The 17,010-nt window shown below is 39.4% G+C and carries 14 protein-coding genes; 7 read left to right on the forward strand and 7 right to left on the reverse strand.

The annotated features are described in order from the left end of the window. Nucleotides 1–359: 359 nt before the first annotated feature. From ybeY to LY11_RS05825, 4 genes are all read right to left on the reverse strand, one after another. Nucleotides 360–812 (reverse strand): rRNA maturation RNase YbeY, encoded by a 453-nt coding sequence (gene ybeY, locus LY11_RS05810; protein ID WP_111632790.1) that lies wholly within the window; start codon nt 810–812, stop codon nt 360–362. Between the two features lie 10 nt (nt 813–822). Continuing rightward, entirely contained in the window at nt 823–4,137 is a 3,315-nt protein-coding gene (locus LY11_RS05815) for a hypothetical protein (protein ID WP_111632791.1), read from the reverse strand. Between the two features lie 198 nt (nt 4,138–4,335). Then, a complete protein-coding gene (locus LY11_RS05820) occupies nt 4,336–4,527 on the reverse strand; it encodes a cold-shock protein (protein WP_037441187.1) in 192 nt (63 codons plus the stop codon). A gap of 95 nt (nt 4,528–4,622) precedes the next feature. Continuing rightward, nucleotides 4,623–5,564 carry a hypothetical protein gene (locus LY11_RS05825; protein WP_111632913.1) on the reverse strand — a complete coding sequence of 314 codons (942 nt, stop codon included), beginning with the start codon at nt 5,562–5,564 and terminating at the stop codon, nt 4,623–4,625. A 184-nt stretch (nt 5,565–5,748) separates the two neighbouring features. On the opposite strand from LY11_RS05825, the gene LY11_RS05830 reads away from it, so the two are divergent. Together LY11_RS05830 and LY11_RS05835 are read left to right on the forward strand one after the other, a co-directional pair. Then, entirely contained in the window at nt 5,749–7,080 is a 1,332-nt protein-coding gene (locus tag LY11_RS05830) for a D-alanyl-D-alanine carboxypeptidase (RefSeq protein ID WP_170132637.1), read from the forward strand. 121 nt (nt 7,081–7,201) lie between these two features. Further along, nucleotides 7,202–8,380 carry an MFS transporter gene (locus tag LY11_RS05835; RefSeq protein WP_111632793.1) on the forward strand — a complete coding sequence of 393 codons (1,179 nt, stop codon included), beginning with the start codon at nt 7,202–7,204 and terminating at the stop codon, nt 8,378–8,380. Here LY11_RS05835 and LY11_RS05840 read toward each other — a convergent pair whose 3' ends face one another. From LY11_RS05840 to porX, 3 genes are read right to left on the reverse strand one after another with little or no spacing between them, the layout of a single operon-like run. Further along, nucleotides 8,381–9,607 carry an alanine dehydrogenase gene (locus LY11_RS05840; protein ID WP_111632794.1) on the reverse strand — a complete coding sequence of 409 codons (1,227 nt, stop codon included), beginning with the start codon at nt 9,605–9,607 and terminating at the stop codon, nt 8,381–8,383. A 47-nt stretch (nt 9,608–9,654) separates the two neighbouring features. Then, nucleotides 9,655–10,077 (reverse strand): tRNA (adenosine(37)-N6)-threonylcarbamoyltransferase complex ATPase subunit type 1 TsaE, encoded by a 423-nt coding sequence (gene tsaE / locus LY11_RS05845; RefSeq protein WP_111632795.1) that lies wholly within the window; start codon nt 10,075–10,077, stop codon nt 9,655–9,657. A gap of 9 nt (nt 10,078–10,086) precedes the next feature. Continuing rightward, on the reverse strand, nt 10,087–11,640 hold the full coding sequence (gene porX / locus LY11_RS05850) for a T9SS response regulator signal transducer PorX (RefSeq protein WP_041883582.1): 1,554 nt from the start codon (nt 11,638–11,640) through the stop codon (nt 10,087–10,089). A 104-nt stretch (nt 11,641–11,744) separates the two neighbouring features. On the opposite strand from porX, the gene LY11_RS05855 reads away from it, so the two are divergent. The 5 genes from LY11_RS05855 to LY11_RS05875 all read left to right on the forward strand — a co-directional run bounded on the left by LY11_RS05855 (nt 11,745) and on the right by LY11_RS05875 (nt 17,004). Further along, entirely contained in the window at nt 11,745–12,974 is a 1,230-nt protein-coding gene (locus LY11_RS05855) for an HD domain-containing protein (protein ID WP_111632796.1), read from the forward strand. A 136-nt stretch (nt 12,975–13,110) separates the two neighbouring features. Then, nucleotides 13,111–14,157: a UDP-3-O-(3-hydroxymyristoyl)glucosamine N-acyltransferase gene (lpxD, locus tag LY11_RS05860; protein WP_111632797.1), complete on the forward strand. Its 1,047-nt coding sequence runs from the start codon at nt 13,111–13,113 to the stop codon at nt 14,155–14,157. Nucleotides 14,158–14,183: 26 nt separating this feature from the next. Beyond that, the gene (locus LY11_RS05865; protein ID WP_111632798.1) at nt 14,184–15,596 is read left to right on the forward strand and encodes a bifunctional UDP-3-O-[3-hydroxymyristoyl] N-acetylglucosamine deacetylase/3-hydroxyacyl-ACP dehydratase; all 1,413 of its coding nucleotides are present in this window, start codon (nt 14,184–14,186) and stop codon (nt 15,594–15,596) included. Further along, nucleotides 15,593–16,378, forward strand: a complete 786-nt coding sequence (lpxA, locus tag LY11_RS05870; RefSeq protein WP_111632799.1) for an acyl-ACP--UDP-N-acetylglucosamine O-acyltransferase — start codon at nt 15,593–15,595, stop codon at nt 16,376–16,378. The genes LY11_RS05865 and lpxA overlap by 4 nt, the downstream gene beginning before the upstream one ends. Before the next feature lie 8 nt (nt 16,379–16,386). Next, nucleotides 16,387–17,004 carry an ABC transporter ATP-binding protein gene (locus tag LY11_RS05875; protein WP_111632800.1) on the forward strand — a complete coding sequence of 206 codons (618 nt, stop codon included), beginning with the start codon at nt 16,387–16,389 and terminating at the stop codon, nt 17,002–17,004. Nucleotides 17,005–17,010: the final 6 nt, after the last annotated feature.

The raw sequence follows: 17,010 nt of genomic DNA on the forward strand, positions 1-17,010 counted from the left end.
TCATAACGATGATTTGAAAAATCAGAATGGTAAAATTATTCGTAAAATAAGTTTGGCAGGCAGTCTCTAATAGAAGAATAGAATTTAGTGAGCAGAGCATTTTCAGGAGTAATTCAGACCTTCAAAAGCAGAGATTTGGGAAAACATGATAATTTAAATGACTAGCGGCCATAACGTGCTGTTTTCGGTGCTTTATGGCCGATTTAACGAAATTGCTGTTGTTTTGAGCCCATAAGTCTAAGAAGTTTTAAAACGAGCTTATAGCGCTTTAAATGAGGTCGGTATTTTAGGACTCAAACAAATTTGTTAATTTGCTGATTTACAGTCATTAATAGATTGTGTGTTTAACTTAATAAGAATTAAACAGCTGTTTTAGTCAATGCAGCGTTGATTAAAGCCAGGTATTGGTCTTCTTTCTGAGTCATTAAGGTTTTTGCTGATTTTCCTTTGTCCTTATAACCCAGCAAGTGTAAAGTACCATGAATAATTACTCTGCACAATTCATGCTGTACCGTACTCTTGAATTGTTTCGCATTTTCCTGAATACGTTCAATGCTAATAAAAATATCCCCCTGGATCATTTCAGGTACTTCAGAGTTATCAAAAGTAATAACGTCGGTATAAGTGTCATGATTCAGATATTGTTGGTTTATGGCCAGTAAATATTCGTCAGAACAAAGAATGAACGTCAGCTCCTCCAATTGGAAACCTTCTGCAATGATAGTTTCATTGATCCAGTTTCTGATGACTGTTTTATTTTTAAGGGTGTATTTAACGTCTTCTAAAAAAAAATGTATTGCTGGTTTGCTCATGACTCACGATTTACGGCTGCAAATTTAGCAATTTAAAATAGTCCGCTATTTTATTTTTGTAATAGTAATTGAGCGAGGGTGGTAATTTCTGTAATAATTCCTGTTCAGCAGCTTGTTTCTTTTTGAACTGTTCTAACAATTTAGGATAGGATGGAGGAAAATCTTTTCCTGCTTTGCTTTCTCGTTTCTCGTCTTCATTTTGTTCCCTGCTCGCTTTTTCAGCATCCAGTAATTTTGTCAGCACTCCTTGCTGACGTTTGATCGTTGCCTCTTCCAATCTTTTATTGATCAGGTCAGATTCCGTAGACTTCATGTCTTTAATTACCTGGTTTAAATTACCCAGGCCACCACTGCCATCCTTATTTTGTTCTGTATTGAGTTTCTGTAAAGCTTCGCGGATCAGCTGTTGTTGTTGTGCCATTTTCGCAAAACTTTCACTCATTTCCCCCTTTGGTACACTTCCTTGTTTACCTTCTTTTTGAAGCTTTTGTCTGGCCTGCTCCATATTCTTATTCAACTGCTGCTGCATTTGCTGGAGTTGCTGCATGGATTGTTTCCCTTTGCCTTTGCCGCCAGATTTAGAATTGCGCTTATTTTTCTCTAATTGTTCCAGTGCTTCATTCAGCATTAATGCAAGGTTATTAATTGAAGTCATGGTGTACTGCTGATTTTTAACCGCTTCATAAGTTCTCCTTTCCGCGAGGTTCTCCAGGCTTTTGTCCAGGTTAAAATTAATCTGCTGCATTTCTTCACCTACTGCACTCTGGATCTGTGGAATTCTTTTGCTCAAAGCAGACAAACTATCAGCAATCGTTTTTAAATTATCTTTTATCCCGCGCTGTAGCTGTACATTGCCAACATAAGCAGGATCATTAAATGCCATTTTCTTTAAACTAAGCATCACTTTTTCCTGGTCAAAAGAAGTTTTCAGCAGATGCTGAAGTAATAACCTTAACTCCTCTACCTGTAAATTATTTTCAGCTTCAGTTGCAGACTGTTGTTCCTCTTTAAGCTGATCAGCCATTTCCTGCAGTTGATCTCCCGCTTTTTGCTGCTGTTCAGAAGCCTTTTGTCTTTGGTTCTTCGTTAATTTTTCAAGGCTTTGCTGTTGTTGCTGTTGAATTTGCTGCGCAGTTTTTTCCTGTGGCTGAAAAGGATTAGGTCTTTCTAACGACTGGTTTTTAGCTTCAAGTTCTTTCATTTCTTTTTTCAGGTCATTAAATTCCTGTTGCTGTTTTTCCTGCTTCTTTTGCAACTCATCCAGTGAATTCTTCTGCTCTTTTGTAGCTTTAGCTAAATCCTTTTGTTGTTTGGCAAGATCCGTTAAACGGTCGATCTTATTTTGCAGATTTTGCTCAAATTCCAGTTGCTTATACAATTCCAGGATCCGGTCAAGCTCATTCTTTAAAGATTTATTATCCATTGTCATTTTGCTTAACTCCTGCTGCGTTTGATCCTTGTTGTTCTGTGTAACCAGATTTTGCAGTTTTTCCAGCAGATCTTTTGTTTTCGGATCAAGGACATTGTTAAACAAGTCGTCTATTTTTTTCTGTTTCTCCGCCAGTTCTTTCTTTAAATCGTCATTCTCTGTAGAATTGAAGGTGTTTTTCTGTTTAGCTTCTTGTATCTCTTTTACAGCAGCTTCCAGTTTCTTCTGTTTTTCAAGCAACTGGCCTATATCCTTTTTATCTTCAAAAGTTAGCTCTTTTTTATCCAGTAACGTTTCTCCAAGTTTCTTACTCTCTTTCTCTACCTGGCCCGCCAGTTTGATTGCCGATTCCATTTTCTGTTTCAGCTGTGTACTCGCGGTATTCGTTTGTTTTTCCAATTGACTGGCAGTTGGCTGCTCATAAGTTTTAACCGCTGTCCGGCTTCTTTTAGGGCCATTCACGGCATCATTATCTGCCACCTCCAGGTAATATTCCAATACCTGGCCGGGCTTGATGTCTATGTTTTTAAGATTCCAGAAATAGAAAAAAGCATTTTTCAGCTGATTCGCTTTTACAGGAATTCCAGTCTGTACTGTTTTTTTTGCGATACCATTTTCCTTAAGCGTGTAAATAAATTTCAGGGAGCTGAAACCATGGTCATCATGAATATTTCCAGTAAAATATAAAGCCTTACGACTCAATGAATCTGCCATTTCTTTAACTTCTATGGCAGGAGAAAGATCGGCAATTACCTCAATTTTATGGCTGATGGAGTCCTGCTGTAACGAAAATTCATTTTTAGGAACAACCCGGTAATCCTGGCTTTTATTCAGTACCGCTTTAAACAATGCTGAGTTATTTGCCACAGGGAGCTCCTGCAGCTGGTTACCCAAGGCAAACAACAATTGTTTCGTGTTTTCAGTAGAGACCTTCCAGGTTACAGCTGTTCCTTCCGGCAAGATCAGATCTCCTGCATTTAAAACAATTTCATTCTTTTTCTTCAAATAAGAAGGATAACTCAGGTGCGCTTCCATAGTTAAAACGGCTGGTCTGGGTTTGACTGTCAAGGTATACGGTCTGGAATCGAAACCACCTGCACTAAAGCGGATCTGCTGTGTTTGTTGCAGGTTTTTTAAAGTATAATGGAAGCTGCTACTTGTATTTCTCTCCAGTTTAAATGTATTGAGCCCTTCTTTTAGATAAACTTCCTGAGGAAGCTGATCTCCGTCAATTTTAAGATTCAGCTTTAAATCGTCCCCCTGCGTTACGACGAGCACTTTATTAAGCAATACAAAATTAAAAGGAGCCACTGGCAGCACCTCCTGATCATACTTGACGAAGCTTTGCGTACCTTCTCTTAAAATAGCAGGCGCAACGATTCCTATAGCTATAATCAGCACCAGTGGAACTACAAAATACTTGATTAATTTTTTATTATCACCCAGGTTAATCGCCTTGCTAAATGGAACAGGTGTTAATTCATTGATCTTCTGATCTATTCCTGCTAGAATTAACTGATTATGCTCAGGAGATAAATCTGCCAGTGCTTTAAGCTGTAAAGTATTCAGCAATTTATCACGAACATGCTCAAAATGATTTCCTATAAGCTCAGCTGACTCTTCTAAGCTAATGGTCTTACTCAGCCTGAAATAAGCCAGAGCAGGCTTAATAATGCCAATCGTTATAGAAACCAGTAAAATCAGCAGATAAGAAAAGAAGAGAATAGTTTTGACAAGCGGGGCAGGGTGCAGATAATACACCAGCAAAAATAAGAAAAGGTAAAGGGCAAATAAAAGCGAAAGCGTATAAATAAGGCCATGAAGCAGTTTATTGAGATAAAACTGCTGCTTAAATTCATTGATCTTTGAAATTAAAAGGCTGTAATTGCTATCCATTTCTTCTATAAAAGCCTGTTTAAGCCGTTTCTGAATTTAAAGATAGAAAAGCCCTGTACAGAGAACGAATGTAATTGTTGTTTTTTTATTCAACGGAGGAATAAATAGCCTTTTTTATTCCGTATAGATTTTAAAGGGCATAAAAAAAGCTTCCCGATATCTCATCAGGAAGCTTGTACGAATTATGGTTATAATAATCTAGATTACTTTAACATTGATCGCATTCAAACCTTTTTTACCGCTTTCAACATCGTATTCTACTTTGTCGTTTTCACGGATTTCATCGATAAGGCCTGTTGAATGTACAAAAATTTCGCTATCGCCATTCGCTGGTACGATAAATCCAAAACCTTTAGTTACATTGAAAAATTTTACTGTTCCTTCTTGCATTGTATTATGTATTAATAATTAAGTCTGCAATGTAGTAATTATTTTTTTATAATCTGCAAATGCTTCATTTTTTGATAAATATAATTTTTGACGATTTATTTTGAGGGTTTTCTTCCGACTACAGATACAGTAATTTCACTTGTATGCGGCACGCCAAGAGTGCTCCCTGGTTTAATTATTAGTAAATTTTGCAGGTAAACGCTGATAATTCCCTCCAGAACTTTTTTTCTCGTTTCCCTGAATTCGGGGAGGTTGGTGAAAAAATAACTTAATCTCATTTTTCCTTTTTCATCTACCAGGACATTAAACCCATAAGCGAATTCCTTATAAGCATGCGGAATAACCAGTTTATATTTTGGATAGAGGTAATCATAAGCTTCTGTTCTGCCATTCAACTTATCGACGCTGCTTAAACGCTCTACGGTAATGCGGTTATCGCGCGGACGCAAAGAAACCACTTGTCTGCCTGCAAAAACACTATCCCGCTGATCAGGGTACCTGGTGGCCTTAGCCACCATTTCTGCAATAAAAAGCGTATCCGCTTTACTTGGACGCTGTAGTTTTTCTGCAGTAGTCTTTAATTTATTTTTGATGTAATCATCCGCATAAAAAGTCATGTTTACATCTGAGCGAATATCGTCGGCAATCTCTTTTTTGTTTACCTGAAGCCGTTGAAAGACAAGACTATCTTTGCTGATCAGCTTAAATCTAAACCATTCTTTCGCAAAATTGAAAACGTCAGCATGGTCATGGTGCAGGTGAAAAGGCTGCATGATTTTCTGTGCCGGATCATAAGCGAGCACTGTATCAGCAGATCTAAACTGAATAATCCAGCTCGGTTCCTGCTGAAAACCAGTTGTATCAAAAGATAATCCATTGCTAAAGCGGCGTTTCACTTCTGTATACCTGATTCCTTTTACCGGAGTCACATCCAGCTGCACATGTTCCGGTAATTTTTCTTTCTTCGCTTTTGTATTGCACGCAGTCAGTAACAAGCTGAAACTTACAAAAATAGACAGGGAGGTGATTGCTTTCATATAACAGACAACGCTTTTTTCCTGCAAATATATCAGGCTTTCTTTGCTAATCATAACAAGTGTTGATAAAAGAAAAGCCCTTAAGCTATGGAGATTGAGCTTAAAGGCTGATTAAAGCGAATAAACCCGATTATTTTTTAGGAAAAAGCAATATATTCGGCTTATATCAATGATAAACAGTTTAATGGGATTAAAAAAAGAATACCAGATTCAATCATTTTTCATTCCGGCTTTGCTGATTTTGCTTTTTTTGGAGAGTTGTACTGTACAGCAGCGATTAGCTAAAGATGTCTCTTATTTTTTAAGAGATTCACCTGTTCTAAATGATCATCTTGTCGGATTTGCCCTCTCGGGATTGGACCAGCAAGGGATGATTTACGAGAAAAACGCAGACAAATATTTTATTCCTGCCTCTAATACAAAGTTGTATACTTTTTATGCAGGGCTGAAAATGATTCCGGATTCTATTCCCTCCATACGTTACATCACACGTGGTGATTCTCTTATTTTCTGGGGTACAGGTGACCCTTCCTTTTTAAAACGGGGGATGCAGGGAGCGCATACTTTTAAGTTTTTAAGCACAAGCACTAAACAACTCTTTTTTGCCCCGGGCAGATATACAGGTAATGCTTATGGGCAAGGTTGGGCATGGGACGATTACAATGACGATACCCAGGCAGAAATAACAGAATTACCCATGCTGGATAACCTGGCAGCGTTCAGCAATGAAAACGGGAGAATGACCGTTGACCTGCATCATTTTAACGATTGCCTGGTGAAAGATAGTTTAAATCATCAAAAGGAGTTCATCGTGGTCAGGAAACTCGCAACGAATGAATTTAACTATCCTTCCGGGGTTATTCCTACTGGTTTTACACAGCTTATTCCTTATAAAACAAGCACATTAACTACTTTGAACCTATTAAGGGATACTTTGGGGCGTGATGTTCAGCTCATCCAGCTGGAAATGCCGGCTACAGCAAAAACAATTTATAACAGCAGATCTGAAGATATTTTCCGGGAAATGCTTTTGCCGAGTGATAATTTTATTGCCGAGCAGCTTTTGCTGGTTTATGCGAATCAGTTTCAGCAGAAATTAAGTAGTACTGATGCAATCCGGTACATTCTGAACAAATACCTGAAAGATTTACCTGACCGTCCGCGCTGGGTAGATGGATCTGGAGTGTCGCGGATGAACTTGTTCAGTCCACGAGATATGATTATGCTGCTTCAACTGATCAATAAAGAGGTGAACAACAGGGAAAAGCTCTTCAGTATGCTTCCTGCCGGAGGCCTGCGGGGTACACTTAAAAATGCTTACCCTAAAACAGACCATCCTTTTGTCTTTGCAAAAACCGGGACTTTTTCAAATAATTATAACCAGAGTGGTTATATAGTGACCAAAAAGGGGAAAATACTCGTTTTCTCTTTCATGAATAATAATTTTATGGGCCCAATTAAAGAGTTAAAGGCCGAAATGGCCAAACTCATGGGGCATATCCACGATCAGTATTAAGTATTGTACCAGTGCCCCTACGGAAGTCCCCTCAAAATACAATAAAACTATCCTGTTCTTTACAATTTTATCACCTGAATTTAAACTGCTTCTCTAATTTTATCTCTATTTTTGTGCGGATATGCAAAAGTCCGATCAATCGATTTATACCCTGCAATTTGGCCTGGTATGTTTAAGCTCCTTCCTTTTTTCTGCCAGTTTTAATATGCTGATTCCTGAATTACCTGCATATCTCAGTGCAATGGGCGGAGCTTCTTATAAAGGATTGATCATAGCGCTGTTTACGCTTACAGCCGGGATCTCCAGGCCTTTTAGTGGTAAACTGACTGATACTATCGGTCGGGTTCCTATCATGGCTGTAGGTTCCATAGTCTGTTTCGTTTGCGGATTCTTATATCCAGTACTCACTACAGTTGCTGGATTTCTTTTTCTCAGATTGATTCATGGATTTTCTACTGGATTTAAACCAACTGCAACCGCAGCTTATGTAGCAGATCTGGTTCCGGAAAACAGGTGGGGAGAAGCCATGGGAATCCACGGAATTTGTTTCAGTACCGGTCTGGCCATCGGCCCTGCCATTGGAAGTACGATAACTGATCATTTCTCTATTAATGTCTTATTTTATTGTTCTTCAATTTTTGCTTTATCCTCCATCGTTATTCTTGGAAATATGAAGGAAACCCTGAAAGAAAAACAACCTTTCAGCTTCTCTCTATTGAAGATTAAAAGGCAGGATATTATTGAATGGAGGGTGATTCCGGCGGCTTTAATTACGCTGCTGAGTTATGTTAGTTATGGCGTAATCCTGACTGTAGTCGGAGATTGGAGCAAATATCTTGGCACCAGTAATAAAGGCCTGTTTTTTATGGTATTTACCCTGTCTTCCTTGCTTATCCGCTTTGTGGCCGGTAAAGCGTCAGACAGGCATGGAAGGGTTTTAATCCTGAAAATATCTCTCGCTTTACTTGCCGTTTCACTTTTGTCTATCGGTTTCGCGAATTCATCATTTACGCTGATGGCAGCTTCAGCTTTATACGGTGTAGCAACAGGGATGCTTTCTCCAACTGTTAATGCCTGGACTATAGACTTAAGCGACCCGAAACACCGCGGCAAGGCTATGGCAACCATGTATATCGCTTTGGAAGCAGGAATTGGATTAGGTGCACTGCTGGCAGGATGGTTATTTATTGACAATATCAAAACCATACCCTATACATTTTTCATCTGTACGGGCATTACCATTGCAGCATTAGTTTACCTGCAATTTGTCTGGAAACCGAAGCTTGCAACGGCAGTTTAACTATTGATTCGCAGCGACCAGTAATTCAATATCCTTATAAGGTAAATTAAACCTGGCAGCCAGATCTTTACTGGTCAGGTGGCCTTTATAAATATAAAGTGCTTCTCTGATACCTGGTTTGTTCCAGATCAGGCTCATCAGGCCGCCCATTTCACCTATATCTACCAGTATTGGGGTAAAGATATTAGTTAAGGCATAAGAAGCTGTTCTGGGTACTCTGGATGCGATATTAGGCACACAGTAATGAATGACATCATGTTTTCTGAAAACAGGGTCTTTGTGGTTCGTGACTTCAGATGTTTCAAAACACCCGCCCTGATCTATACTTACATCAATAACAACAGAGTCTGGTTTCATTCTGCTCACAGTCTCCTCGGTCACAATACAAGGACTTCTGCCGTGTGTTGCGCGGATAGCACCAATAACTACGTCACAGGTTGTTACAGCTTTTCCCAGTACAATAGGTTGCATGACAGAGGTAAATACACGGCTTCCCAGGTTATTCTGAAGACGGCGCAAACGATAAATAGAGCTGTCAAATACTTTAACTTCAGCGCCTAATGAAAGTGCTGTTCTGGCGGCATATTCTCCAACAGTTCCCGCACCAAGAATGACAATTTCTGTAGGAGGAACGCCGGTAAAACCACCCAGCATTAAGCCTTTACCACCAGTTACACTGCTTAGATATTCTGCGGCAATAAAGATAGAAGTTGCGCCTACGATCTCACTCATGGCACGTACTACCGTTAAAACGTTTCCTTCATCCCTTAAATTCTCAAAGCATAGTGCATTGATCTTTTTATTTAATAATGCTTTCAGGTAGCCTTCTTTAAGTGCGCCCATCTGCAAAGCAGAGATCAGCGTCTGGCCTTTGTGCATCAGATTGATTTCTTCGACCGTTGGCGGTGCTATCTTTACGATAATGTCAGCATCATATACATCCTTTTTATTGAATGTAATTTGTGCGCCCTGTTCACTGTAATCATTGTCAGAGAAGTTCGCACCTGTGCCTGCACCACTTTCCAGCAGTACTTTATGGCCATGATTGACCAGTAATGCAACCGATAAAGGTGTAAGTGCAATCCGGGTTTCCTGAAAAGAGATCTCTTTAGGAATGCCAATATAAAGGCTGTTGCTTTTCTGTTTGATTTCTGACAATGTCTCTTTAGGCTGTAGCAGTCCTTTTTGAGCAATAGAGGCCATTTCTTCCCGTAATCCTGTAGCCATTCTGTCTATCTGATTTTTTGATTGAAATTAAGAAAAATAAGCTGAATTTAAGAAATTTTTGTGAAGGTGAAAGATCGCTTGTCTTCTGACAATGCAGTAATTTCCACTTCGATATAAGTTTCAGGCAGCAATTCCGCGATCCGCTGAGGCCATTCTATCAGGCAGATATTTCCTGAATAAAAGTATTCCTCATAACCAATATCAAATACCTCCTGCAGGTTTTTAATTCTGTAGAAGTCAAAATGATAAATGACCTGATTGCCTGGTGCTGCATATTCGTTTACAATAGAAAATGTAGGACTGTTGACTACATCTGTTACGCCTAATTTCTGGCACAGGACTTTAATAAAAGTTGTTTTTCCTGCTCCCATTTCGCCCTCGAATGCGAATATTTTTTCGTTTCCTGCAAAACTGAGCAGTGCTTCAGCGGCACTGCCCAGTTCCTCCAGGTGATTAATTTCAATGTTCATTTTGATATACTATCTTGAGCTGTAAGTCGCTACAGGAATCATCATTTCCTCCAGGGAGATCCCACCATGCTGGAACGTTTCGTTATAATAGTTCACAAACTGGTTGTAGTTATTCTGATAGACAAAATAACGGTCTTCTTTAGCGAAAATATAGTTGGAACTAATATTTATTTTAGGCAACTGTGCCTCATGAGGATTTTTAATTAAAAAGACCTCTTTGGCATTAAAGTTCAGGTTTCTGCCCTGTTTATAGCGCAGGTTTGTATTGGTATTTCTATCTCCGATTACTTTACTCGGATGTTTCACCCTGATGGTACCGTGATCTGTAGTGATAATTACTTTCACTTGTTTCTGTGCAAGTTTTTTCAGCAGTTCCAGTAAAGGAGAGTGTTCAAACCAGGAAAGCGTTAGTGAACGGTAAGCCGCATCGTCATTTGCCAGCTCTCTGATCATGGCCATATCGGTACGTGCATGAGAAAGCATATCGACAAAGTTGTAAACGATTGCGTTGAATTCATTCTGCATCAGGTTGTTCATTTGCTCGTTAAGCGCTTTTCCGTCGTCATAAGTCAGAATTTTATGATAGCTGAATTTGCAGTCTTTACGAACGCTGCGTTTAATCTGATCTGCAAGGAAGGCTTCTTCGTGCATGTTTTTACCACCCTCCTCATCATCATTCTGCCAAAGAGAAGGGAAGCGTTTCTCCATTTCCAATGGCATCAGGCCAGAAAAGATTGAGTTCCTTGCATACTGCGTTGCTGTTGGCAGGATACTCGTGTAAATATCTTCCTCATCTAATCTGAAATGTTCTGTGATTAAAGGATTGATAATCTTCCATTGATCGTATCTCAGGTTATCAATCAGGATAAAAAATACTGGGGTAGTAGAGTTGATATGTGGAAATGCTTTCTTTTTAAGCAGTTCATTAGACAATAAAGGCGTTTTACCTCTTTTGTTAACCCAGTCAATATAATTGTCTTCAATGAATTTAGAGAACTGTGTATTCGCTTCAGACTTTTGCATGGTCAGAATTTCATGCATCTGCGGATCATCCAGCTTTTCAAGTTCAAGTTCCCAGAAAATAAGTTTTTTATAAACTTCTGTCCATTCTTCGTAGCTTAATTTGTCATTCAGTGTCATGCCTAAACGTCTGAAGTCTTGTTGATAAGCCATCGAAGTTTTGGCACTGATCAGTCTTTTATTGTCTATGATTTTTTTGATTGTCAGCAATACTTGCTTAGGATTAACCGGCTTTATCAGATAATCGTCAATTTTTGAACCGATCGCATCTTCCATCAGATTTTCCTCTTCACTTTTGGTAATCAGGACAACCGGAATGTCACTTTTTATATTTTTAATGGCAGAAAGGGTTTCCAGTCCGCTCATGCCGGGCATATTTTCATCCAGAAATACCAGGTCGAAATGCTCCTTGCCAAAAGCCTCCAATGCATCGTTTCCATTCGTAAATGTAGTCACGTGGTACCCTTTTTCGTTTAATAGTAATATATGTGGTTTTAATAAGTTTATCTCATCATCGGCCCATAGAATCTTGGTTTCCTGCATTATTGTATGTATAAGGTGTAAATAAATCCTTAAAAAGAGATATCTCTTTCTTAAGTACGGATAAAAATAGCAATTTTTGTACCGTATAATTTATTTTGCCAAGATTGAATAAAAAGAAAATAATAAATGACCCGGTATATGGATTTATCAATATACCCTCAGAATTGATCTTTGACCTGATCTCGCATCCCTTTTTTCAGCGTTTACGCTACATTAAACAATTGGGGATGACACACCTGGTTTATCCGGGAGCTTTGCATACGCGTTTTCATCACGCGCTTGGTGCAATGCACCTGATGTGCCTGGCTATTGACATCTTACGCAGTAAGGGACATGAGATTACCAAAGATGAAGAAGAGGGTGCAACGATAGCTATATTGCTTCATGATATTGGTCATGGGCCATTTTCTCATGCCCTGGAATATTCGCTGGTTAAAGGAATTCAGCATGAAGATATTTCTATCCTGATGATGGAGCGCCTGAATATGGAGTTCGATGGAAAACTAGATACTGCCATCGCTATATTTAAAGGAGCATATCCAAAGAAATTCCTGCATCAGCTGATTTCAAGTCAGCTTGACCTGGACAGAATGGATTATTTAAACAGGGATAGCTTTTTTACAGGCGTGAGTGAAGGGGTAATTAGCTTTGACCGGATTATTAAGATGTTCAATATTGCTGACGACCAGCTGGTGATTGAAGAAAAAGGTATTTATTCTATTGAGAAGTTTCTGATTGCCAGAAGGTTAATGTACTGGCAGGTTTATTTGCATAAAACAGTTATTGCAGGAGAAATGCTGCTGGTCAAGATTTTAAAACGGGCCAAAGAACTTGCTGTAAAGGGAGGTGATTTATTTGCGACCCCGGCATTGCAGCATTTTCTGAAAAATGAGATTTCTCAAAAAGAGTTTTTTGAAACGAATGTGCATCTGCTGCAATTTGCGAAACTGGATGATCAGGATATTTTTGCTTCGGTGAAGGTCTGGTGCGATCATCAGGACAGAATTCTTTCACTATTATGTAATATGCTGGTTAACCGCAATTTATATAAGATCGAGATTACCAATGAAGCGCCTGATCCGGCGAGAGTCTCTTTGATTGGTGAAAATACGGCTTTTAGTCTTGGAATTGATCAGAATGAGGTATCTTACTTTGTATTTACGGATGTAATCAGCAACAGAGCCTACAATACAGGGGGCGGAAACAGCACAATTAACATATTAATGAAAAATAATACCACAACAGATATTGCAAAAGCATCTGATTTATCTAACCTTGAATCGCTCGACAGGACAGTTAGAAAGCATATACTTTGCTATCCAAGAATTATTTAGCATTATTTAACAAAATAATCCAATTATTATCCCGTTTTTTATCCGATTATACAGGAGCATTGAAATGGTCAAGTGGCTGATAAAATAGGGAGTTGGGATAATTTGTTCATATCAATTTAACATTTAACTTTGTAGAATGCAATTTACTGCCAAGCAGATAAGCGACTTTTTAAGTGGAACAGTTGAAGGCGATGAAACTATCACAGTTTCAGAACTTTCGAAAATAGAAGAGGGGAAAAAAGGGGCCTTATGTTTTCTATCTAACCGGAAATACGAGAACTTCATCTATTCAACGAACGCATCTGTCGTTATCGTTGGGTTAGATTTTGTTCCTTCGCAGCCTATCAGTTGTACGCTGGTAAAGGTGAAGGACCCATATAGTGCTTTTTCTGTCTTATTGGAAAAGTATAATGAAGTCTTAAATGAGACTTCTCAAAAAACAGGCATTGAACAGCCTTCTTTTGTTCATCTTTCAGCAAAAATTGGCAAGAATGTATTTATAGGGGCTTTCTCTTATATCGATGCTAATGTAGAGATTGGAGACAATACAAAGATTTTACAGCAGATATATATCGGAACAGATTCAAAAATAGGCTCGGGATGTACTTTTCATCCCGGAGTTAAAATCTATAACCGTTCTGTGATTGGGGATGGGGTCGTTATCCATTCTAATACAGTAATTGGGAGTGATGGATTTGGATTTGCCCCTCAGCCGGATGGTACCTACACTAAAATTGCACAGATAGGAAATGTTGTGATTGAAAACGATGTTGAGATCGGTGCGAATACTGCAATTGACAGGGCAACAATGGGCTCTACTTTTATTAGAAAAGGCTCAAAACTGGATAACCTGATTCAGATTGCACACAATGTGGAGATTGGAGAGCATACGGTTGTTGCTGCCCAGGCAGGAGTTTCAGGAAGCAGTAAAGTTGGTGAAAGATCAGTTGTTGGCGGTCAGGTTGGAATTGCAGGGCACTTGTCATTAGCCAGAGGCACACAAATTGGCGCACAGGCAGGGATTAATTCCAATATTACAGAAGAGAACAAACAATGGCATGGCACACCTGCGCAGCCGCTCAGAGACTGGATGCGTGCATCTGTCTTGTTCAAGCATTTACCAGGAATAGAAAAACGGATTACAAAATTAGAGGCTGAAATTACAGCGAAACTCCAGTCATAGTATAATTAGTACCACACAAAACAATAATGAACGTTAAACAAAAAACCATAAAAAGCGAAGTTTCTGTACATGGAGTAGGCTTGCACACAGGTGCCAGTGTCACTTTAACTTTTTGTCCGGCTCCGGAAAACCACGGGTTTAAATTTCAAAGGACTGATTTACCAGGTCAACCAATCATCGATGCTGACTGTGACAATGTTACAGATACGGCAAGAGGCACAACAATTACGCAAAACGGGGCTAGTATCAGCACGGTGGAGCATGTAATGGCTTCTTTGGTTGGAATGGACCTTGATAATATATTAATGAAGCTGGATGGCCCTGAAACTCCGATTATGGACGGAAGTGCGATCCTTTTTGTAGAGGCACTGGAAAGTGTTGGTTTAGTACAGCAAAGTATTGACCGCGAATATTTCCAGATCCCTCATAACATTACCTATACTGATGCTGAACGTAAAGTAGAGATTGTGGCTATGCCGCTTGAAGATTACAGGTTTACTTGTATGATTGACTATAATTCCCCTGTTCTGGGCAGTCAGCATGCGGTAATTTCTACAATTGCAGAATTTAAGAGTGCAATTGCATCCTGCCGTACTTTCTGTTTTCTGCATGAGTTGGAATATCAATTACAGAACAACCTGATTAAAGGTGGTGATTTAAATAATGCAATTGTTATTGTTGACAAAGAGGTTACGCGTGATGAGTTAGATCACCTGGCTAAAATATTCAACAGAGAGAAAATAGAAGTAGCTCCGCAGGGTATTTTAAACAATATGGAGCTGCGTTATCAGAATGAGCCTGCAAGACACAAATTATTAGATATGATTGGTGACCTTGCGCTTGTTGGAATGCACATTAAAGGGCATATCATGGCTGCAAGACCAGGGCATGCGGCTAACATTGCATTTGCGAAAAAGATTAAAGCAGCAATCAAAAAAGAGAAAAACAAGAAAGTTCAGCATGTTTATGACCCTTCTGTAAAGCCACTTTATGACGTGATGCAGATCATGGATATTTTACCACACAGACAACCGTTTTTGTTCATCGATAAAATCCTTGAATTATCAAAAACGCATGTAGTTGGTGTGAAAAATGTGACCATGAATGAAGAATTTTTCAAAGGACATTTTCCGGGGGCACCAGTTTTACCGGGTGTAATCCAGATTGAAGCAATGGCACAGACTGGTGGTATTTTAGTATTAAGTACTGTTCCTGATCCAAGAAACTATCTGACTTATTTCCTTAAAATTGATAAGGTGAGATTCAGGGCGCAGGTGTTGCCTGGAGATACGATCGTTTTCAGATGTGATTTGATGGAGCCAATCCGCAGGGGCATTGCACAGATGAAAGGCGTGGGCATGGTAGGAGAGAAAATAGTAGTAGAGGCAGAGATGATGGCCCAAATTTCAAAAGTTAAAGATAGCGAACGCGCATCATGATACAACCATTAGCATATATACATCCTGATGCAATCATAGCAGACAATGTGGTTATAGAACCTTTTTCTGTTATACATAAAGACGTTGTCATTGGAGAAGGAACATGGATTGCCTCTAATGTGGTGATCATGGACGGCGCAAGAATAGGCAAGAACTGCAGGATTTTTCCTGGTTCTGTAATTTCCGGAGTTCCTCAGGATTTAAAGTTCGCAGGTGAAGTGACTACAGCCGAAATCGGGGATAATACCACGATCAGGGAGTGTGTAACGATTAACCGCGGCACAAAAGATAAATGGAAGACTGTAATTGGAAGCAATTGCCTGATTCAGGCTTATTCACACATTGCACATGATTGTGAAGTGGGTAATAATTGTATTTTCTCTAACAGCACTACGCTTGCAGGGCATATCACTATTGGTGATTATGTGGTTCTGGCTGGTTTAGTTGCGATACATCAGTTTGTAAATGTAGGGTCGCATGCGTTCATTACCGGTGGTTCACTGGTAAGGAAAGATGTTCCACCTTATGTTAAAGCTGCCAGAGAGCCTTTATCATACGCAGGGATTAATTCTGTTGGATTAAGAAGACGCGGATTTTCTTCAGAGAAGATCAATGAGATACAGGAAATCTACAGGGTATTGTTTGTAAAGCATAATAATGTGACCAAGGCTCTTGATAAGATAGAGGCTGAATTTGCACCGACTGAGATTCGTGATGAAATCGTAGATTTTATCAGAAATTCAAACAGAGGTGTGATGAAAGGTTTTGGATCAGGTAGCTAGTCATTTGAATGAAGATCGATTTAAAAGATGCCGGCAGAAGGTTTAACCAGGAGTGGATATTCAGAAATTTCACTTATGGGTTTACTGCTGCCGGCAAATATGCTATTCTGGGGCCAAATGGTTCTGGTAAGTCGACTTTACTAAGTGTAATTCTGGGTAGTCTGGAGCCTTCTGAAGGCACGATTACTTATGCAGATGAGGCTAACGTCATCCCGGTAGAAAAAGTGTATAAGCAGGTGAGTTTTGCTGCGCCTTATCTGGATTTGGTGGAGGAGTTTACTTTGCAGGAGACTATTGATTTCCATTTCAAATTCAAGAGTTTTTATCCCGGCGTGAATGCGGCGCAGGTGATGGATCTTTTAGGATTGAGGAAGGCTCAGGATAAGGCTTTAAAGTATTTTTCTTCTGGTATGAAACAGCGGACTAAACTGGCTTTAGCTTGCTGTACAGATACGCCGCTGCTGTTGTTGGATGAGCCAACTTCTAACCTCGACCAGCAGGGAATCAAGTGGTATCACGAGCTGATCCGGGATTTTAGTGCGGATAAGCTTGTCGTGATCGGCTCCAATCAGGAAAATGAGTATTCTTTTTGCGATAATTTTATAAAGATAACTGACTATAAATAAAGCGAA

Origin of the sequence: Pedobacter cryoconitis (assembly GCF_003259615.1) — a bacterium.
Taxonomy (GTDB): Bacteria; Bacteroidota; Bacteroidia; order Sphingobacteriales; family Sphingobacteriaceae; genus Pedobacter; species Pedobacter cryoconitis.